16 protein-coding genes are annotated in these 20,050 nt (G+C 34.3%); 7 read left to right on the top strand and 9 right to left on the bottom strand.

All coding sequences use genetic code 11. The annotated features are described in order from the left end of the window. Positions 1–6: 6 nt before the first annotated feature. The 7 genes from GXM17_RS06215 to GXM17_RS06185 form a co-directional block, all read right to left on the bottom strand. The gene (locus GXM17_RS06215) at positions 7–1,761 is read right to left on the bottom strand and encodes a BatD family protein (protein WP_163398432.1); all 1,755 of its coding nucleotides are present in this window, start codon (positions 1,759–1,761) and stop codon (positions 7–9) included. A gap of 128 nt (positions 1,762–1,889) precedes the next feature. After that, on the bottom strand, positions 1,890–2,663 hold the full coding sequence (locus GXM17_RS06210; protein ID WP_163398431.1) for a tetratricopeptide repeat protein: 774 nt from the start codon (positions 2,661–2,663) through the stop codon (positions 1,890–1,892). A gap of 39 nt (positions 2,664–2,702) precedes the next feature. Continuing rightward, positions 2,703–3,737: a VWA domain-containing protein gene (locus GXM17_RS06205; RefSeq protein WP_163398430.1), complete on the bottom strand. Its 1,035-nt coding sequence runs from the start codon at positions 3,735–3,737 to the stop codon at positions 2,703–2,705. A 170-nt stretch (positions 3,738–3,907) separates the two neighbouring features. Beyond that, positions 3,908–4,909: a vWA domain-containing protein gene (locus GXM17_RS06200; protein WP_163398429.1), complete on the bottom strand. Its 1,002-nt coding sequence runs from the start codon at positions 4,907–4,909 to the stop codon at positions 3,908–3,910. Continuing rightward, positions 4,909–6,543 carry a hypothetical protein gene (locus tag GXM17_RS06195; RefSeq protein ID WP_163398428.1) on the bottom strand — a complete coding sequence of 545 codons (1,635 nt, stop codon included), beginning with the start codon at positions 6,541–6,543 and terminating at the stop codon, positions 4,909–4,911. Before GXM17_RS06195 ends, GXM17_RS06200 begins: the two co-directional genes overlap by 1 nt. 130 nt (positions 6,544–6,673) lie before the next feature. Then, a complete protein-coding gene (locus GXM17_RS06190) occupies positions 6,674–7,537 on the bottom strand; it encodes a DUF58 domain-containing protein (RefSeq protein WP_163398427.1) in 864 nt (287 codons plus the stop codon). An 86-nt stretch (positions 7,538–7,623) separates the two neighbouring features. Beyond that, positions 7,624–8,628, bottom strand: coding sequence for an AAA family ATPase (locus tag GXM17_RS06185; RefSeq protein WP_142451507.1), 1,005 nt, complete (start codon positions 8,626–8,628; stop codon positions 7,624–7,626). A gap of 585 nt (positions 8,629–9,213) precedes the next feature. Between GXM17_RS06185 and GXM17_RS06180 the strand changes: the two genes are divergently transcribed. Then, positions 9,214–9,969: an SDR family NAD(P)-dependent oxidoreductase gene (locus GXM17_RS06180; protein ID WP_163398426.1), complete on the top strand. Its 756-nt coding sequence runs from the start codon at positions 9,214–9,216 to the stop codon at positions 9,967–9,969. 115 nt (positions 9,970–10,084) lie between these two features. Further along, positions 10,085–11,224 (top strand): ATP-binding protein, encoded by a 1,140-nt coding sequence (locus GXM17_RS06175; protein ID WP_163398425.1) that lies wholly within the window; start codon positions 10,085–10,087, stop codon positions 11,222–11,224. A gap of 41 nt (positions 11,225–11,265) precedes the next feature. Here GXM17_RS06175 and GXM17_RS06170 read toward each other — a convergent pair whose 3' ends face one another. After that, positions 11,266–12,009: a DUF3298 and DUF4163 domain-containing protein gene (locus GXM17_RS06170; protein ID WP_163398424.1), complete on the bottom strand. Its 744-nt coding sequence runs from the start codon at positions 12,007–12,009 to the stop codon at positions 11,266–11,268. Between the two features lie 104 nt (positions 12,010–12,113). On the opposite strand from GXM17_RS06170, the gene GXM17_RS06165 reads away from it, so the two are divergent. Beyond that, positions 12,114–13,256, top strand: coding sequence for a cystathionine gamma-synthase (locus GXM17_RS06165; protein ID WP_163398423.1), 1,143 nt, complete (start codon positions 12,114–12,116; stop codon positions 13,254–13,256). A gap of 51 nt (positions 13,257–13,307) precedes the next feature. Here the strand turns inward: GXM17_RS06165 and GXM17_RS06160 are convergent, their stop codons facing one another. Continuing rightward, positions 13,308–14,093 carry a THC0290_0291 family protein gene (locus tag GXM17_RS06160; protein WP_163398422.1) on the bottom strand — a complete coding sequence of 262 codons (786 nt, stop codon included), beginning with the start codon at positions 14,091–14,093 and terminating at the stop codon, positions 13,308–13,310. A 325-nt stretch (positions 14,094–14,418) separates the two neighbouring features. On the opposite strand from GXM17_RS06160, the gene gdhA reads away from it, so the two are divergent. The 4 genes from gdhA to recO all read left to right on the top strand — a co-directional run bounded on the left by gdhA (position 14,419) and on the right by recO (position 19,987). Then, a complete protein-coding gene (gdhA, locus tag GXM17_RS06155; RefSeq protein WP_163398421.1) occupies positions 14,419–15,762 on the top strand; it encodes an NADP-specific glutamate dehydrogenase in 1,344 nt (447 codons plus the stop codon). A gap of 167 nt (positions 15,763–15,929) precedes the next feature. Further along, the gene (gene porZ / locus GXM17_RS06150; protein ID WP_163398420.1) at positions 15,930–18,209 is read left to right on the top strand and encodes a type IX secretion system anionic LPS delivery protein PorZ; all 2,280 of its coding nucleotides are present in this window, start codon (positions 15,930–15,932) and stop codon (positions 18,207–18,209) included. Positions 18,210–18,228: 19 nt separating this feature from the next. Continuing rightward, positions 18,229–19,284: an acyltransferase family protein gene (locus GXM17_RS06145; RefSeq protein WP_163398419.1), complete on the top strand. Its 1,056-nt coding sequence runs from the start codon at positions 18,229–18,231 to the stop codon at positions 19,282–19,284. Beyond that, on the top strand, positions 19,274–19,987 hold the full coding sequence (gene recO / locus GXM17_RS06140) for a DNA repair protein RecO (RefSeq protein ID WP_163398418.1): 714 nt from the start codon (positions 19,274–19,276) through the stop codon (positions 19,985–19,987). Before GXM17_RS06145 ends, recO begins: the two co-directional genes overlap by 11 nt. Positions 19,988–20,050: the final 63 nt, after the last annotated feature.

The raw sequence follows: 20,050 nt of genomic DNA, 5'->3' as shown, positions 1-20,050 counted from the left end.
TAAAAATTAAACAATTTGTTTTTCTAATTCTGATATAATCAAAACTGCTTTGTCATAATCCTGCTGTATTGATGCGCTGGATGCCGGAGCATAACGTGCAAATTCGCAGTTTTCGGTCAGGTTTATAAAACTCTGAACTGTTTCCGGGTTTGCATTTCTGGAAGATAGCAGTTCGCGGATATTGTCTTTGCTCATTTCGGAAGTTTCAATATGCAATTTAGCTTTCAGGAAATTATGCATTGCTTTTTCCAGGGCAATATAAAACGGTTCTTTATTGTTGAGCTGCTTTTTGGCTTCAGATAAATATTTCTTCGCCAGTTTATTGTTCATTTTAATTCGGTTACCCGTTACATCGCTGTCAATCGCTTCTTTTTTCTTCTTAGCAATTATAATAACCGGTAAAATGACGAAAGGCAATAACAATAAGCTGTAATATAAATCGGAGCCGTAGAAATCATCTTTTGCAGTCGAAACTAAAATTGTTTTTGGTTTGATGTATTTAAATTGCTCTGATTTTGTAATCACATTTTTCGATGTATGGGATGCAGCTGTTTCAGTCTGAACCGGTCCTTCTAAGACATCAATCATGATTTCAGGAGAAGTTATGGTTTTATAGCTTCCCGAATTCAAATCGAAATAAGAGAATTCCATTGGTTTTATAGCATACTTTCCTTTAAATTGAGGTATGATGGTGTACTTGTCCGAAATTTTTCCTGACATTCCTGCGAGTGATGTACTTACTTTTTCATCATGAACAGGATCATACATTTCTAATGCATTTGGAACAACCGGTTTTGGCAATGTAAACAATTTCATATTGCCTGTACCAGCAGCACTAACAATCAGGTCAAGACTTTCTCCGCTTTTTAAGGTTGTTTTTGAAGGAGTTACTTTAAAATCAAATTTACCAACAGCACCTGTAAATCCGAGAGGTTTATTTGCCTCAGGAAGTGCTCTTACATTAATTGTCTTGGCACCTGCAGAAACGGTTTTGTTCCCGTCATCAGTTACGATTCGGCCAAACATGTCGCGACCTCTGGGAACCTGAACACCTATGTCTAATGAAAGTGGTTCAATAGTAAGTTTTCCTGATTTTTGAGGGTATAAAATAGTTTTTTTAAGAACAACATAATAACAGCGTTCTCCTTTGTACATTCCTTCTTCAATCTGCAGTTGTTTGATGTCAATGTTCTGATTCCAGAAATCTTTGTATTTTGGTTTTGCCAGTTCCTTAAATCCTGTTACACCAATGCCATAAAAATATAACTTATAAACTACTGTGATTGGTTCATTGATATAAGGGTTCGTTTTGGAAATTTCTGCTACAAGATTCAGGATCTCGCTTCCGCTTCCGCCTCCCTGATGCTGTTGTTGCGAATTAGGATCTCTTTCCTGAGCTACAGCATTTGTAACTGTTATTTTTATCGGAGAGGTTTTGTAAACCTGGCCATTGTACTCAATTGCTGCCTGTTTGATGATAAATGTACCTTTTTGGTTAGGCAGTAAAAAATAAGAATAAATCTTTTGAAATGAACTTCTTCCATTGACCCAGGACTGACTTATCTGCTGGCTAGGGCCGGCTACAATTCTGAAACCGTCAAAAGAAGGCTGTTCAAAATTATCCCCATCGACATTCATGATAAAATCAATTCGTAATCTTTCATTAACTCCAAGTGTGTTTTTGCTTACTCTGGCTTCAAATTGAACCTGAGCCATAAGCCCCTGAATAGTGAATAATAATAGAATTAAATATCTTTTCATTTAATTTTTTAATCAGTTTATTGTTGTTGTTTATAGTTTGTTGTTAATTGTTAAAGTTTTAATTCGTTGCTATAATATTTCAATTAAGAAAAACAACAAACTTTAAACCAAAACCACAAACAAACTATTTACCAGTCTTTTTCTGTTTTCTTTGGTTTTCCTTTTGCTTTTTTGGCATTTACTCTATCCTGAATTTTCTTTTCTTCATTGTTAACTGCGTCTAATAAATTCTGAACGCGATCTTTTGAAATGCCTCCGGGCATAGGTTTTGGCTCTCCGTTATTATTTGACTGATCATCCTTTTTAGGATCGTTTTTACCATCTTTTTTATCCTTGTCCTTGTCTCCTTTGTCGTCTTTCTTTTGATCGTCTTTGCCGTCTTTTTTATCTTTATCCTTATTGTCGCCGTCCTTTTTCTGATCGTCTTTTTTATCGTTCTTTTTATCCTTGTCTTTGTTTTTGTCGTTTTTAGGAGGATTTTCTTTTAGTTTTTGTTTGGCTAAAGCATAATTGTAACGAGTCTCATCATCAGCCGGATCATTACGCAAAGCATTTTTATAGGCTTCAACAGCTTGTGAATAATCTTTCTCTTTCATAAAAACGTTTCCTAAATTATGAAAAGCTTTATGTTTTTCAGATCTGGTTTTGGCGTTTTTAATGGCTTTTGCATAAGCATATTTTGCTTCTGATACCTGATTTTGTTTATAAATGGTGTTTCCTAAATTATAAGAAGACGCAGCTTTATTAGGGAATTTTGATTGAGAAATTCTGTAATTTGCTTCAGCATCACCAAATTTATTCTGCTTATATTCTTCATTGGCCTTTGGCAATGTCTTGTCTTTTTCCTGAGCAGAAACTGCCAAAGAAAAAGTTAGTAAAATATAAAGAAGTAAATTTTTCATTCTGTTTTGTATTTTTTTTGCTCCGGAATATCAGAACAATTATTTCTTTTCGTTAAATAAATTCAACTCGTTTATCCAGTTTGTTTTTCTTTCCAACAGAAAAATATCCAGAAACAATAGTATAAAGGCAAAACCTAAAAACCATTGAAACTGAGACTGGAATTCTGCCATTTGCGTAGCTTCAAATTCTGTTTTCTGGATATTATTCAAAGCATTTTTTACGTATTCCAATACTTCTTTTGTACTTCCTCCGTAAACATATCCGCCTTTGGTTGCTTTTGCAATTGCTCTTAAACCTTCCTGATTTAGCTTTGTAATAACGGTTTCACCATTTTGGTCTTGCTGATAGCTTCTTACTATACCATTTTCCTTCAACGGAATTGTAGCTCCTTTTTCAGTTCCAATTCCAATAGTAATGATTTTCATTCCAATTTTATTGGCTTCTTCTGCTGCAATTTCAGCTCCTTCAGAATGGTCTTCTCCGTCAGAAATCAGTATTAAAAGCTTGCTGGTTTTACTTTTTTCATCAAAATAAGTTGCTGATAATTTGATCGCTTCGTCAAGTGAAGTTCCCTGTGACGACACCATTCCCGGATTCATACCCTGCAGAAACATTTTGGCAACACTATAATCTGTCGTAATCGGCAAAACCGGAAATGCGCTTCCTGCATAAGCCACAATTCCAATCCTGTCGCTTCCTAAATTATTGATGATCTGCGAAACCAATTGTTTGCTTTTTTCCAGACGGCTTGGCGCAACATCTTCCGCGAGCATACTTTTTGAAACGTCAACAGCAAAAACAATATCAATTCCTTCCCGTTTAACGGTTTCCATTTTGGTCCCGATTTTTGGATTAACCAAACCGATGATCAAACAGGCTAATGCCAAAAGAAACAATATTAATTTTAAAACCGGTTTAAAGACAGAACTTTCAGGGCTTAGTTTTTTTACGAGTTCCAAATCACCAAACTCACGCTGTTTTTTTCTTTTCCAATACATATTAAAAAGAAAAAAACATATCACAATTGGGATGAGAAACAAAAGATATAAATATTTTTTTTCGTCTAGTTCCATAAATGTTTTTAAATTCCAAAAATTAAATTCCAAATTCCAATCTTTGTTGTATCCTAAATATTAATTTTTAAATTTCAATTTTTTTGTTTGTTTTTACTTTTGATATTCCTTGTTTGAAGCTCCAATTTGTTATTTGGAATTTCAAAATTGGAATTTTTTGATTTGAAAAATCAAATAAAGCTTCTGTAAACCGTATTTCTTAAACCGACTTCCAGCAATAAAAAAATTCCTGCGAGGAATACAAAGAATCGGTATTTTTCATCATAATCATAGAATTTTAATTCCTGAATTTCAGTTGTTTCCAATTTGTTGATAGAATTGTATATTTCAGCCAGTTTATCATTACTGGTAGCTCTAAAATACGTTCCATCTGTTTTTCTGGCGATACTTTTCAGCAACTGTTCATCAATTTCTACTTTTTGCATTTTGAACAAAAATCCGCCGTTTGGAGCATATGCATAAGGAAATTCGGCCATTCCGTTGGTTCCGATTCCAATTGTATAAACTTTTATCCCGTATTGTTTTGCAATATCAGACGCTGTTTCCGGCTCGATGAATCCGGCATTGTTTACACCATCTGTAAGCAGAATGATAACCCTGCTTTTTGCTTTGCTGTCTTTAAGTCGGTTTACGGCAGTTGCAAGTCCCATTCCAATTCCGGTACCATCCTGTAAAACATTGTCGTATTTGATTTCTTTTATGGCTTCTAAAATAATGGCCTTATCGCTTGTTACAGGCGTTTTAGTGTAGGCTTCAGAAGCATATAAAACCAGTCCGATTCGGTCATTTGGTCTTTCTTCAACGAAATCAGCCGCCACTCTTTTTAAAGCTTCCATACGGTTCGGCTTTAAATCTTTCGCCAGCATACTTCCTGAAACGTCAATTGCCATTACAATATCGATTCCTTTTGTTGTTTTAGTCTCATTGCTGATGTCAACTGTTCTTGGTCTTGCCAAAGCAATAATCAGGGAACACAAAGCAATAATCCTAAAAACATATAAACAAGGTTTTAATTTTGTTAAAAGTGATTCAGAATTTTTAAAACCCTGAGTAGAACTCATTTTTAAGGTAGCCGATTGCTGGTTGCGTTTCCAGAAAAACCATGCAATTGCAACTGGGATTAATAAAAACAGCCAAAAAAATTCCGGATTTAAAAAAGTTATTTTTTCCATTAGTTGTTTGCTCTTTTAAGTTCAACAGAATTTAAAATTCTACTTGAAATATCATTAGCATAAGTGTCTCCCTCTTCATGGAATATAGCAATTTGCTGCAATCCGCCATCTTGTTTAAACATCAGGACTTCATAGTAAATTTTAGTGCTTGATTTCAGAGTTTCGTTAATAAGAGTGAAAGTTCCGTAACCTTTGATACCTGTGATTCCTTCTTTGGTTTGAAAATCTTCCTGTTTGACAATCATATTTCTTGCTCCCTGGCTTTCGATAATTTTTAAATTGCCTTCTAGCGCTTTCGATAAATCGATTTCTGTTTCGGCTTTAAATTTTGCTGTAGAAATTGTAATGTAAAAGTTATCCAGTAAACTTCCATAACCAAAAAGCTGCATTTCTTTAATAAGCGCCATTGCTTCTTTTGGCAGAACTTTTTCAGTATCAAGTCGTTTTAAAACCTTTGGAGTTTCTACTAAAACTCCAGGATTTCCGTATTCGCTTTTTATCCATTCCCCTTCCAGTAATTCTTTCGTTGGATGTCCAATGATATTATCTTTTACAAACTTGAAACCTTTAGTGACAACAAAATAAGTAGTTGTAGCCGTTAGTAAAAACACGACAATTGCAGCAGCAGTTACAATACGTTTATTTCTTTTTTTCTTTAACTGGAGCTTGATTTGTTTTTGCTTTTGTGCTTCATTCAGAAGTAAATCCTCTTCTTCGGCAGGAACTTCGGTCGGTATAGCACTGTCAAGAGTTAAAATTGCTTTCTGAATCTTGTTTCTGTCTTGTGTAATTTCGAATTCTAATGGTTTTGATTTAGCAAATTTTACCAAGTCGGCCTGTCTTAAAACCCGTTCCAGATTTTCGACAGTTTCAGGAGTCAGGCTCATTTTCTTTTTGTTTGAAGCCGCTTTAAGTCCCTGGATCAATTCAGAAGTAGTGCTTTCCATAGCGGGTATCTGAATCGCCTCTTCAATATAATTTCGGGCAATATCGGTCAGTTCGCTATAATATTCCTTAATTTCACCTTTTTGCCAAAGTTCTTTTTTTTCTAATACATTTAGCAGGTTTGTTGCTTTTTCGATTGGTGTTTTGTACACTTCCTCTTCAATTTTTTTCTTTTGGTGTTTTTTCATGTACCAGTAAACGAAAACACCAATTCCTAAAATCAGAATCACAATCAAAAGATAAACCCACCAGTTCCCAATGCCATTTTTTACAGTAGAAATATCTTTAATATCATACATTTTCTGCTGCAAAGTATCCACTTTTACACTGGCTACTTCAACAGAAACCGGATCGCTTAAATGAGGCTTTTTATCAATTAGAATCTTAACTGGCGGAATAACATATCTTCCGGAATCAAATTGTGTTAAGCCATATTTTTTAATAAGTTCATAAGTACCGTCTTTTTTAACGGTGTCGATTGGGTACGACTGAATGACTTCTAACGGACCAATGTTTTTTAAAGCAGGAAATACAACTTTAGATTTTGAACTTACTGTGGTTTTAAGCGTTAGCTTAAACTCGGCGCCAATTTTATTTTTTGTAGTATCAATAGTGGTCTCAATCTGCTTGCTTTGTGCAAAAACAGCTGAAGAAAGTAACAATAGAAATATGTAAAATTTTAATTTCATTTGGTTTTTGATTTTAGATTTTAGTCTAAAATGAATGCTTAAACGAATTTAACTTAAGCGATTTTTTTTATGATTATTGTTCAAATTAATCTAATATTCTAACAATCTAAGATGTCTGATAATCTAAAAATTATCTTGATTTGAAATACCCAAGTAATTTGGTGACATAGCTTTCGTCAACTCTTGTATGTACGACACCGGCACCTGATTTACTAAAAGTTTCTTTGAAATAATGTAATCGTTCCTGATAGTGTTTTTCGTAATTCATACGTACCTTTTTCGAGCCTGTATCAACCAGCTGAATTTTACCGCTTTCGGCATCAAGCATCGATACCATTCCTAAATTCGGGATTTTTTCCTCACGGATATCGTAAACCCGGACACCGGTAATATCATGTTTTTTAGAAGCAATTTTTAAAGTGTGCTCATAATTTTCAGACATGAAATCTGAAATCATAAAAACGATTGCTTTCTTTTTTTGTGTTCCTGAAAGAAACTTTAAAGCTTGGGCAATATCTGTTTTTTGGCTTTTTGGTTCAAATTCGATCAGTTCACGAATAATTCTCAAAACGTGCGAACGGCCTTTTTTTGGAGGAATATATAATTCAACATTATCAGAAAACAATATTAAACCAATCTTGTCGTTATTTTGTGTAGCCGAAAAAGCCATCGTTGCCGCAATTTCGATTACGATGTCTTTTTTAAACTGACTTTTGGATCCAAAACCTTCAGAACCCGAAATATCCACCATTAAAACCATGGTCAGTTCGCGTTCTTCTTCAAAAACTTTTACGTGGGCTTCATTATAGCGTGCGGTTACATTCCAGTCGATGTTACGAATATCATCGCCATATTGGTATTGGCGCACTTCGCTAAAAGTCATTCCGCGCCCTTTAAATGAAGAATGGTACTCTCCTGAAAAGATATGATTGCTCAGTCTTTTGGTTTTGATTTCTATTTTCCGTACTTTTTTTAAAAGCTCTTTTGTATCCATTTTATTTGTTTAAAGTTTAAAGTTTAAAAGTTTCAGGTCATTGTCTTATTGAGAACAACTTGAAACTTGAAACTTGAAACAAATTTTTAAGGTACTTCAATCTCGTTTACGATTTTGTTGATAATGTCTACAGAAGTAATATTTTCAGCCTCAGCTTCATACGTTATCCCAACTCTGTGGCGCAGAACATCATGTACAACAGCACGAACGTCTTCAGGAATTACATATCCGCGGCGTTTGATGAAAGCATAACATTTTGCTGCATTGGCCAGATTGATACTTCCACGTGGGGATGCCCCAAAACTGATAAGCGGTTTTAAGTCGGCTAATTTATATTTCTCCGGATAACGGGTAGCAAAGATGATATCTAAGATATATTTTTCGATTTTTTCGTCCATGTAAACTTCGCGAACTGCTTCCTGAGCCCGTAAAATCTGATCTACTGAAACTACAGGATTTACTTTTTCGTAAGAACCTTTTAAGTTTTGGCGAATTACAAAACGTTCCTCATCAATTTTTGGGTAATCAATTACGGTTTTCAGCATAAAACGGTCAACCTGCGCTTCCGGAAGCTGGTATGTTCCTTCTTGTTCTACAGGGTTTTGGGTTGCCAGTACTAAAAACGGACGATCAAGTTTGAAAGTCGTGTCGCCAATAGTAACTTGTTTTTCCTGCATAGCTTCAAGCAATGCCGACTGTACTTTTGCAGGAGCACGGTTGATCTCATCGGCAAGTACAAAATTGGCAAAAATTGGCCCTTTTTTAATAGAAAATTCGTTTGCTTTAATGTTGTAAATCATCGTTCCGATAACATCGGCCGGCAATAAATCCGGTGTAAACTGGATACGGCTGAAAGAACCCTGAACTGCCTGGGATAAAGTATTAATCGCTAAAGTTTTTGCTAAACCGGGAACACCTTCCAGTAAAATATGCCCTTGTCCCAAAAGTCCGATTAATAAACGCTCGACCATGTGTTTCTGGCCCACAATAACTTTGTTCATTTCCATTGTAAGAAGGTCTATAAAAGCACTTTCTCTCTCAATTTTTTCATTTATCGCTCTAATGTCTAAAGTCGTTGTATTTTCTTCCATATAAATATTTTTAAAAACCTTTTAAAATTCTTGATTTTTATGCCTGATTTTTGAGAGTGCAAATTGAATATTTTTTGAGAAGTAAGATGTTAAAAAATGGTTAAAACTTCGATCAACACTCTAATTTTAAGGACGAATTGTGAATCTATTTTTATATTTTTAAGAACTTTGATAATTATGCTTCAGTATAAAATAAATATCATTAAAATGTACATAGTAAAAGAGTTGTAATGTTGGGTGAAATTATTTAAAAAAAGTTAATTAGCGTTTTACCTGAGCTATAATAACGAAACAAAAAATCGTATCCTGAATCGTTTTTAATTCTAATTTTCTTATTCACGATATATCGAAATAACCCGGACTGACGAAAATTAATATTTAAAAACTAACTGCACTCCAAGGTTCAGTTGTCATAATTTTTTCTGGCTGTTGTTTTAGCACAGAGGGTTTGAAAATTATAAAGAAAGTTATTTTTAAAATTGAAGATTGCATAAATAATGACAATGATACTTATACCAGATTTATGGTTTAATTTATATTTCGAATGTATAAAAATCTTTTATTTGTGGGCAAATAACAGACAGAATGAAAAAAACAGTTTTAGTTACCGGTGCTACGAGCGGAATTGGAAAAGCAACTGCTGAGATATTTGCCCGAAATCACTACAAAATTATTATTTGCGGAAGACGAAAAGAACGACTAAAGGAACTTGAAAATGAACTTTCTGCATATACAGAAGTACATTCTTTAGCTTTTGATGTCAGGGATAAAGATGCTGTTTTTGAAAGTATAAATTCTTTACCGGAATATTTTTCGACAATTGACATTTTAATCAATAATGCGGGCAATGCGCACGGATTGGATCCAATTCATAATGGTGATGTTGACGATTGGGATGCTATGATTGATATCAATGTAAAAGGACTTTTATATGTTTCGAAAGCGATAATTCCGCAAATGGTCGAAAGGGAATCAGGACATATCATCAACATAGGTTCAACAGCAGCAAAAGAGGTTTATCCTAACGGGAATGTCTATTGCGGCTCAAAACATGCTGTTGATGCCATCACGCAGGGAATGCGAATAGATTTGAATCAGCACAAAATTAAAGTAAGCGGAATTCATCCGGGTTTGGTTGAAACTGAATTTAGCGAAGTGCGTTTTAAAGGGGATACAGAAAGAGCTTCAAATGTTTACAAAGGTTTCGATCCTTTAAAAGCAGAAGATATAGCCGATATTATCCACTTTGTGGTTTCAAGACCTTACCACGTTAATATTGCCGACTTGATCGTCATGTCTACAGCTCAGGCATCTTCGACAATTGTTAAGAAGGTTTTTTAAAGTTATTAGGCAGAGGCGCACAGTAGTGCGTCTTTTTTAAGGTTATAATTTGCAGAATTGAAATATTGATTTGATAAGAATTAGAGTAATTTGTTATAAATTAAAAACCTCAAATATGATTAATAAACGCCTTTTAATAAAAAACCTGCTTGCTCATAATGACGAGAGCAGTTTTTATGACAAAAAAAGGCAGTTGAATTTACACTCTCGCGAAGGAAAAGGGAAGTTTCTCAAACACATCTGCGCTTTGTCAAATTCAAACCCAGCCAATAATTCTTATATCGTTGTTGGTGTTGAAGATCAGGATAACGAAATTGTAGGTGATGATTTCTTTGATGATAGCAGGATTCAGAATCTTGTCAATGCTTTTTTGGAAAATCCGCCTAAAATTCAGTACGAAAATGTGCCTTTTCCAAATCTTCCAAAAGATAAGGTTATAGGATTAGTTACAATTAAACCCAAAAGCCAGATTTCGTTTTTCAAAAAAGGAATTCATACTATTCCGGCCAACAGTGTTTTTGTCAGGCGCGGAAGCAATTCGGTTCCCGTAGAAGGTGAAATTGAAAAAAATTATCAGAATACCGAAACAGTTATCGGAATCGAAAACAGTTCCCGAAACAGTATCCAGTATACACTCGACGGCGTATTCGATTTTATGAATTTCAGACACAAAGATATGTCTCCAAAATATCGTGTTTTTAAGGAATTGTTTGTGATCTGCTGGGCTGGCGTACCCAAAAAATCAAGAGAAGAAACCTTTCTTTCGCGTGTAGATATTGAATTGATAAATGAACAGATCAAGCTTTTTTATTCTGCTCAGGATGTTGTTACGATTGTTTTTGATGATGACACTTTTACCATAACCGAATATGTTCCTCTGGGATTAAACGATAAAACCAGTTATTATCCACTTGAAAAGCAAACCATACATTTTTTTGATAACGGTTATTACAAAATCGACCGTCAAATGCTTTTTCAGCCTCCTGAATTCAATAAGCGAATGCTGTTTCATATTTACAATTCAAATATCGCCCTGCTTCAAAAATTGCAGAAAGGTTTTGCTTTGTCGCAACGCGAACTCAAAGATTTGGAAAATTTACCTTCTACTTTTATGATTTGTTACCTCAACGGTTTTGACGAAGCCAAACAAAAACTAATTGATGCCAAATTGCTTCTAAAACCTTTTGGGCCAGTATATTTGTCTTTTAAAGAATCGCTGCGGGTTTTACGTAAAATGAAATATGATATTCAATAATTTTAGGGAGAAATGCGGAGTCTGCCGCTAACTGAATCAGATCATTGAAATTTCAAATAGTTACGTATCTGCTCATACGGAAACAAAATCTCTTTTGGACCATCTGCATAAGAACCTGCTTCATAAGAGTTGTAATAGAGCAGCAGACCTCCTTCGGTATAAAATATATTTTGAGGCAATTGAAAAGTGTCTTTTTCAAACATTAATCCTGTTGCATTTATATTGCCTTTTGGAGGAATTTCATATTTTCTGCGGAACTCTTTTTCGGCGAAAGCCTTAAACTCTCTTTCGTTTTTAAATATTTCATCACAAAAAATGGTTTTTCCGGTAGCAGGATTGAATAGCAGAGAGCGAAAACCCTGATAGCCATGAGCGCCGCCTGTAAATGTATAATGATCCAGTTTTATATTTAATATCTGATCCGACTGATATTCGACATTTCCTTTTACTTTCGCTTCCCAGCCGAATGTTTCAGTTGGAAATTTTTTATGCATTTCTTCGTAGGAAGCAATAAAAGAATCAGCAAGACTGTTGTAATCTTTAGCATCAGATGGTTTTTCTCCGAAATAAACAATATCTTTTAAAACGGCCAATATCTTTTTGTTGATACTGTCAGCAACAACAGGAATGTTTTTTGCAATTGGCACTTCTATTGTAATTTCAGGACAATCTTTTTTGCACGGAATTTTGGATTCTTTTTTATAAACTTCTTTTTCAAAAGTTAATGTTTTAGTGCAGCCAGTTAGTAATAGAAGCACCATGACAAGAAGAGAATAATGTTTCATCTTAAAAAGTGTTAATTATACTTAAAGGTAAGAACTGTATCTGGATTTGAATAAATTTAAAAGTAAATTTGTGAAAGTATTAAGTATTTAAAATTTATAACTATATGAAATTCAATACAAAAGTGATCCACGGAGGTCAGCATCATGATTTGGCTACGGGTGCTGTTATGCCTGCGGTGTATCAAACTTCAACTTATATCCAGACAAGTCCGGGTAAGCCATTAGGAGATTATGAGTATAGCCGTGCAGCGAATCCAACAAGGACTGCTTTGGAAAATGCATTGGCAAGTATTGAAAACGGTACCCGCGGACTGGCTTTTTCATCAGGCTTGGCGGCAACAGATTGTATCCTGAGATCTTTTAAAGCAGGTGATGAAGTAATTGCCATGGATGATTTGTATGGAGGTACCTATAGAATGTTTTCAAGAATTTATAAAGACTCAGGTATTAAATTTCATTTTGTTGATATGACAGATATTGCAAAACTGAAATCTTTGATTAATAAAAATACCAAATTAATCTGGGTAGAAACACCTACTAATCCTCTAATGAAACTGGCTGATATTGAAGAAATTTCCAAAATCACTAAAGAGAACAAAATCTGGCTTGCGGTAGACAATACTTTTGCAACTCCTTATTTGCAAAAACCACTTGATTTAGGTGCCGATATCGTAATGCATTCGGCAACCAAATATTTAGGAGGTCACTCTGATGTTATTGCAGGCGCCTTAATTGTAAAGGATAAAGCATTGGGAGAACAATTTCATTTTCAGCAATTTGCAACCGGCGCAACATTAGGGCCAATGGATAGTTTTCTGGTTTTAAGAGGAATAAAAACACTCTCGTTAAGAGTTCAGAGACATTGTGAAAATGGAGAGAAAATAGTTGAATTCCTGACTAATCATCCAAAAATAAAAACCGTTTATTATCCAGGATTAAAAAGTCATCCTTTTCATGAGATTGCAAAAAAACAAATGAAAGCTTTTGGCGGAATGGTCTCTTTTACATTCGTTTCAGGCAAAAAAGAAGATTCAATTGCTTTCTTGGAAAAGCTCAGAGTATTTACATTAGCAGAATCGTTAGGAGGGGTTGAGTCACTGGCGAATCATCCGGCTTTAATGACTCATGCTTCTATCCCGGCAGATAAAAGAGCTGAGGTTGGAATTACAGATGATCTTGTTCGTTTAAGTGTAGGTATAGAAGATGCCGAAGATTTAATAGCTGATTTAGAACAAGCCTTGTCATAAAAAACAAACCCCAGCTCAAAAGAATTGGGGTTTGTTTTTTGTATCTTTTTTTTAGAACTCTAAATAATGGGAATAACCAAAATTGAACCAGACTTGCGAATCTTTTGCTTTGTTTTCTTTGAAAAGATCCCTGTTAGGATTTAAACCGTCTATCCAGTCTGAATTAAATCCCTGATAACGTATCTCAAAAAGCAAATCGTTCATTTCGTCTAATTTGTATTGAACACCAACACCCAGAAGGGCTGAAATCGTGAAACCGCTTTCTGTTGAAAAACCATATTGATTGCCTTCTGAAGGAAATAAATATTTATCAGGAGTGGTCGCCGGGATGCCCAATTGGCCAAGTGAAGAATTAGCTTCAGTGCTGTAATAACTTCCCATAACACCTATACTTAAATAAGGATAGAAACTGCCAACGTTTTTTTCGAATTCGTGAATTGTCATAAAAGGAGAGTAATTTACCTGAACTCCCACATTAAACAAATATGTTTTCCCACTCATGGCTTTAAGCTTTTCTTTGGTTACAGAAGGTTTTCCTTCTACCCAGCGGCCATAATGCTGAAAATTGGTTTTGTTAAACGAAATTTCAGAGCGAATTTTAAAATGCTCATTGAAATATTCATTTCCATTTGCAGCTGATGAAAAGTTAATCCAGTGAACCGCGCCAATTCCAAAACCTGTATTTCCGACATTTGTAGACTGATCGTGTCTCTGCCCATAGTCAGACTGAAAAGCTACCGGACCAGCTATTAATCCAATTTCGTAGGCTAATTGTGCATTTGATACCGTGGAAATACCAAATATTGTAAAAAGAGTTAAGGCTATTTGCTTGAACATGAGTTTTTCGGCTTTCAAATCATGGGCAAATATATAAAAAACATAAACGACTTTAAAAGAATTAAATAGGCAATTAAAAAATATCTATAAAAACACTTAAAATGTTAATCAAAATAATGGGTTTAGACTGGAATGTAATAGTTGTAAATGCTAATCTTGAGTTTGTTTGAAAAATACATAATTTTCATGAAATTGTTATAAAAATAAATTTTCAATTATGATTTTAATTTACCTTTGTTATGAATAACGAAAACGTTTTCTTGATGAATTTTTCTTATTTATTGATGCAAATAAACGATTTGTAAGCATAATTATTTTCAAAATGATGAAACAAAAAATAAATGATTTTATGGCTCTTGTAGAGTCAAAAAACCCAAATGAGCCTGAATTTTTGCAGGCTGTCAGAGAGTTTGCAGAGACGGTAATTCCTTTTATTGCTGAGCAAAAAAAATACGATGGAAAAAACTTACTTCTTAGAATAGCCGAGCCTGAAAGATCCATAATTTTTAGGGTTCCGTGGGTTGATGATGAAGGAGAAATCATTGTAAACAGAGGATTTCGAATCCAGATGAATTCAGCAATCGGTCCTTATAAAGGAGGTATTAGATTTCATCACACAGTAAATCTTTCAGTATTGAAATTTTTGGCTTTCGAGCAGGTGTTCAAAAACAGTCTGACGACTTTGCCAATGGGAGGAGGAAAAGGAGGTTCAGATTTTGATCCGGAGGGAAAATCTGATGGTGAAATTATGCGTTTCTGCCAATCGTTTATGACCGAATTATGCCGTCACATAGGTCCGGATCTGGATGTTCCTGCCGGTGATATTGGAGTAGGAGCAAGAGAAATTGGTTATTTGTTTGGTCAGTATAAAAGAATCAGAAATGAATTCACAGGTGTTTTGACCGGAAAAGGTCTTGCTTATGGAGGTTCATTAATCAGGCCGGAAGCTACAGGTTATGGAGTGGTATATTTTACAGATCAGATGCTTCGTACTATCGGACATGATATTAAAGGTAAAAGAGTTGCTATTTCTGGATTTGGAAATGTTGCCTGGGGAGTCGCTTTAAAAGTAAATGAACTTGGTGGTAAAGTACTTACGATTTCTGGTCCTGATGGTTATATTTATGATGAAGAAGGCATTTCCGGAGAAAAAATTGACTACATGCTGGAAATGCGGGCAACCGGAGATAACAGGGCAGAAAGATATTTAGAAAAATATCCAAATGCTGTTTTTCATAAGGGAAAAAGTCCCTGGGAAGTAAAAGTTGATATTGCAATTCCGTGTGCCACTCAAAATGAATTGAATGGTGATGATGCCAAAAAGCTGATAGATAACGGAGTTCTGTGTGTAACTGAAGCTGCAAATATGCCTTCAACATTAGATGCGATTAAATTATTTTTAGACAATAAAGTGCTTTTTGCGCCGGGAAAAGCGGCTAATGCCGGCGGAGTCGCGGCATCTGGTTTAGAAATGACGCAAAATTCTATTCGCCTGAACTGGACAAGTGAAGAAGTAGATTTAAGACTAAAAGAAATCATGATCGGAATTCACAATCAGTGTAAAAAATACGGTGCTGAAGAAGACGGTTATGTGAACTACGTAAAGGGGGCTAATATTGCCGGATTTGTTAAGGTAGCTGATGCTATGCTTGCTCAGGGAGTAGTATAAAACATATTTTGAATTTCAAGATGCCTTCATTCATTCTCTAATTAGGATAGAATCGAAGGCATTTTTGTTAACTCAATTTTTTTACTTTCTAAAAATGAATATTTTAAAACAGAACAAAAATCTAATATTTTCGTTTGTAGTATATTTGTCAATCTGAATCTTAGCAAATGAAAAAAAAGTTTCTTTACATTCTGTTTTTTATAATTGTTCAAAATTGTTTTTCTCAGGGAACATTATCCTGGCAGGGTTATTTTTCTTATAATAATATTAAAGATGTGGCTGTAAATCCAACAGGAATTATCGCTGCTTCTGAAAACGCCCTGTTTTCAAAGAATTTAACGAGGGATGTCATTAAAACAACCACGACAATTGACGGTCTTTCAGGACAGACTATATCTTCAGTGCATTACAGCGAAGCTTTTAAAAAAACAATTATAGGTTATGAAAATGGGTTGATGATTATTGTAAATGACGACGCAACCATGCTTAAAGTGGTTGATATAATAAATAAACAGCTGCCATCAAACCTGAAAAAAATCAATCATTTTATGGAGCATAATGGATTGGTATATGTTTCCTGTGATTTCGGAATTGTCCAGTTTAATTTAGCAACTTCTAAATTTGGCGATACTTATTTTATTGGCGATGCCGGTGCTGAAATTAGTGTAAAACAAACTACTTTTTTTAATGGATTTATTTATGCTGCTACTTCAGGCGGAATTAGAAGGGCAAGTAGTACTGATGCTAATTTAATAGATTATAATCAATGGTCTGTTGTTAACTCCGGTGATTGGTCCAGTATAGAAACGTTAGACACAGAACTTATTGCAATTAATGCTGCAGGATATATTCATCGATATAATTCAAATTCTTTTGTTGGTTATTTTCAGCTTCCACAGTCTTCAACAGATATGAGGGCAGTTGATCACCAATTGTTTGTTACAACACCATCATCCATTTATGTTTATACGAATCAGATGGTCTTAAGCCGTCAGATTTCGAATACTCAGGTTCTCGAAACCGGGGTGAATTTTGTCTGTGCAACAGCAATTGGTGATGTTATATACATTGGTACAAAAGAAAACGGTTTGTTTAACTCTACTCTGTCTGCTGTTAGTGCATTTGAGAATAGCAGTCCGGATGGTCCTTTACGAAATAATATTTTTGGCCTCGATGTTAATCCAAATGTACTTTGGGCTGTTTATGGAGATTATGACAGCAGAATGAATCCATATCCCCTCGATAGTTATGGTGTTAGTGCCTTAAGAGAAAAAAAATGGCTTAATATTCCCTATGAAAAAGTATTTGGGGCAAAATCAATAGTAAATATAATAGTTGATCCAAATGATGAAAAGAAAGTTTATGCGAGTTCTAATTTTTCCGGATTACTAAAGATTGAAAATAATGAACCCAATATTCTGTATAATGAAAAAAATAGTGGATTGGAAACACTAACTTTTGTAGGTCCTGATTACATTGATGTTCGGATCAATGGATTGGCTTTTGATAAATCAGGAAATCTTTGGCTGACAAATAATATGATTGAAAACGGTTTGAAAGTGTTAAAGTCAAATGAACAATGGCAAAGCGTTTCTATGAAAACTATTTTGTTAAAACCTGAGGATGCCAGTTATACCGATTTGGTTATTGATAAAAACGGAACTAAATGGATTTCCATGAATAGTGAAGGTGTTGTAGGTTTTAATGAAAGCACTAATACTTTTAAAAAAATAAGTTCCGGCACAGATTCAGGAAACCTGCCAATATCAAATGTCAGGGCTTTAGCAATAGATACTAAAAATCAATTATGGATTGGAACAACCAAAGGACTAAGGGTTTTGTCGAATGTAAATAATTTTCAATCTGAAAACCAATTAACCACGAAGCCTGTAATAATCATGGAGGAAGGATTGGCACAGGAATTATTATACGAACAGTTTATTACTTCAATTGCAGTAGACGGAGCAAATAACAAATGGATAGGAACAGCAGATTCGGGTATTTTTATGGTGTCGCCAAACGGTCAGGAAACAAAATACCATTTTACGATAAATAACTCCCCTTTACCTTCTAATACTGTAAACGACATTAAAATCGACAATAAAACGGGTGAGGTATTTATTGCCACAGCCAAAGGAATGATTTCTTTTAATGGATCTGCTACAAAAGCTAATGAAAATTTAAATAATGTTTATGTTTATCCGAATCCTGTCCGACCAGCATATTCAGGAACTGTAAAAATTGCGGGCTTAATTGACAAGGCCAATATTAAAATTACAGATATAGAAGGCAATCTCGTTTACGAAACTATTTCAGAAGGTGGAACAATTGAATGGGATACGACTGCTTTTGGAAGATATAAAGTAGCATCGGGCGTATATATGGTTTTTATTTCCGCACAGGACGGAGAAGAAACGAAAGTCAAAAAAGTGATGATAATTAGATGAAAATCGTTATACTATTTTTATGAGTTCAAAGCAGCAAGCACTAATCAATATAAATTGTTTTGATTTTTTAAGGTTTTTTTTTGCATTTAATATTCTGCTGGCACACTTATGCGAGCTGTCTCAAAGTAAATCACTTTTATTTTTATCTTTTTTCTCAAATTCTCTTATTGCAGTTAAAGGTTTTTTTATCATGAGTGGATTTTTAGTTGCAAAAAGTTTCGCTAATACCTGTTCATTGAAAGAATATTTTATTAAAAGAGCTGTGAGAATTTTACCGGCATATATTTTTTTAGTGCTGTTTTCTACGGTATTCCTTTCTCTATTTAGCAGATACCATTTTTTGGAATATTTTTCTGATTTCGATACCTACCAATATCTGGGCTGGAATTTGCTTTTTCTCAACTTTCTGCATCCTTGTTTGCCTGGTCTTTTTGATCAAAACCTGATTTGTGCAGTAAACGGTGCGCTCTGGACTTTGAAAGTTGAAGTAGGCTTTTATATAATTTTACCGTTAATTTTTTACATAGTTAAGAAATCAGAAAAACCATTTTTGGTATTAGGGAGTCTTTATTTATTCTCGTTAGGATATTGGTTTTTGTTGGATTATCTTAATCAGCCTTTACTGGCAAAACAATTGCCGGGTTATTTGTCTTATTTCGTGACAGGTATTTTTCTTTTTTTAAATTTTGATTATGTTATAAAAAGCAAAAAAATACTTTTGAGTTTGTCTGTTTTGATAATAATAGGTTGTCATTTCTTCGATTTGCATCTTGACCTGATATATCCTGCAGCTTTTGGTTTGATTGTTATAATTACAGCTTATAGCATTCCTTCTCTCAATAATTTTGGCAAATATGGCGACTTTACTTATGGACTTTATATTTATCATTTTCCAATAATTCAACTTTTCAGACAATACAATTTATTCGAAAAATTCAATCCGGTAATCATGGCAATTGGTGTAATTTTTATCTCAGCATCATTTGCAGCGTTTTCCTGGTTTTTTATTGAAAAAAGATTTTTAATGAGATTCAAAAAGAGCAACCTAAAGAAAGTTCCATTTTATGCAGGTTAAAACCAAAGCCATAGTAATCTCTTCATTAAAATTTCAGGAAAAAAGCCTGATTGTAAAATGTTTCACGCTTTCAAACGGACTGAAATCTTACTTTGTGCGTGATGCTTTTTCGAGTACGAAAGCAAGCCAGAAAATTGCTTACTTCCAGCCTTTGTCTATTCTGGAAATTGAAGCAGTCCATAAAAATAAAGGTACTTTAGAGAACTTCAGGGAAATCAAAACAGCCATTCCGTTTCAGAGTATCCATATTGATATTGTGAAAAGTACCATGGTAATGTTTCTTTCAGAAATGCTTCATTATTCTATTCAGGAAGAAGAAAAAAACGAACAGCTTTTTCTGTTTTTAGAAACAGCACTAATCTGGCTGGACCATCATAATGAAATTTCTAATTTTCACTTAATCCTGATTTTAGAAATCACCAAATACCTCGGATTTTATCCGGATGTTTCAGAAATTGATCTGCCCTATTTTGAAATAAATGAAGGTGTTTTTATGCTTTTGCAAAAGGGAAATGTCCTGTCTGAACATGAAACCAATTTGTTTAAAAGGCTGATTGGATTGAAATTTGACAACGATCAGAAAATCTTTCATGTTGTAGAAAGACAAATTCTTCTGAGAATTCTTATTGATTACTATAGTCTGCATCTTGACGGATTCAAAAAACCAAAATCTTTAGAAATTTTAAAAGAAATTTTTTCTTAAATCAATAAAACAGGCAATTTTTCTTGTAGAAGCTATTCGAAATTTTCTGAAATCGGTCTTTTT

The sequence above is a fragment of the Flavobacterium fluviatile genome, assembly GCF_010645065.1.
GTDB classification, from domain to species: Bacteria; Bacteroidota; Bacteroidia; order Flavobacteriales; family Flavobacteriaceae; genus Flavobacterium; species Flavobacterium fluviatile.
Note: the sequence above shows the minus strand (reverse complement) of the source record. Positions and strands in the feature narration are given on the sequence as shown.

Coding starts and splice junctions, on each gene's coding strand:
- GXM17_RS06215 (WP_163398432.1), bottom strand. CDS start 1,761: ATGAAAAGATATTTAATTCTATTATTATTCACTATTCAGGGGCTTATG.
- GXM17_RS06210 (WP_163398431.1), bottom strand. CDS start 2,663: ATGAAAAATTTACTTCTTTATATTTTACTAACTTTTTCTTTGGCAGTT.
- GXM17_RS06205 (WP_163398430.1), bottom strand. CDS start 3,737: ATGGAACTAGACGAAAAAAAATATTTATATCTTTTGTTTCTCATCCCA.
- GXM17_RS06200 (WP_163398429.1), bottom strand. CDS start 4,909: ATGGAAAAAATAACTTTTTTAAATCCGGAATTTTTTTGGCTGTTTTTA.
- GXM17_RS06195 (WP_163398428.1), bottom strand. CDS start 6,543: ATGAAATTAAAATTTTACATATTTCTATTGTTACTTTCTTCAGCTGTT.
- GXM17_RS06190 (WP_163398427.1), bottom strand. CDS start 7,537: ATGGATACAAAAGAGCTTTTAAAAAAAGTACGGAAAATAGAAATCAAA.
- GXM17_RS06185 (WP_142451507.1), bottom strand. CDS start 8,628: ATGGAAGAAAATACAACGACTTTAGACATTAGAGCGATAAATGAAAAA.
- GXM17_RS06180 (WP_163398426.1), top strand. CDS start 9,214: ATGAAAAAAACAGTTTTAGTTACCGGTGCTACGAGCGGAATTGGAAAA.
- GXM17_RS06175 (WP_163398425.1), top strand. CDS start 10,085: ATGATTAATAAACGCCTTTTAATAAAAAACCTGCTTGCTCATAATGAC.
- GXM17_RS06170 (WP_163398424.1), bottom strand. CDS start 12,009: ATGAAACATTATTCTCTTCTTGTCATGGTGCTTCTATTACTAACTGGC.
- GXM17_RS06165 (WP_163398423.1), top strand. CDS start 12,114: ATGAAATTCAATACAAAAGTGATCCACGGAGGTCAGCATCATGATTTG.
- GXM17_RS06160 (WP_163398422.1), bottom strand. CDS start 14,093: ATGTTCAAGCAAATAGCCTTAACTCTTTTTACAATATTTGGTATTTCC.
- gdhA (WP_163398421.1), top strand. CDS start 14,419: ATGAAACAAAAAATAAATGATTTTATGGCTCTTGTAGAGTCAAAAAAC.
- porZ (WP_163398420.1), top strand. CDS start 15,930: ATGAAAAAAAAGTTTCTTTACATTCTGTTTTTTATAATTGTTCAAAAT.
- GXM17_RS06145 (WP_163398419.1), top strand. CDS start 18,229: ATGAGTTCAAAGCAGCAAGCACTAATCAATATAAATTGTTTTGATTTT.
- recO (WP_163398418.1), top strand. CDS start 19,274: ATGCAGGTTAAAACCAAAGCCATAGTAATCTCTTCATTAAAATTTCAG.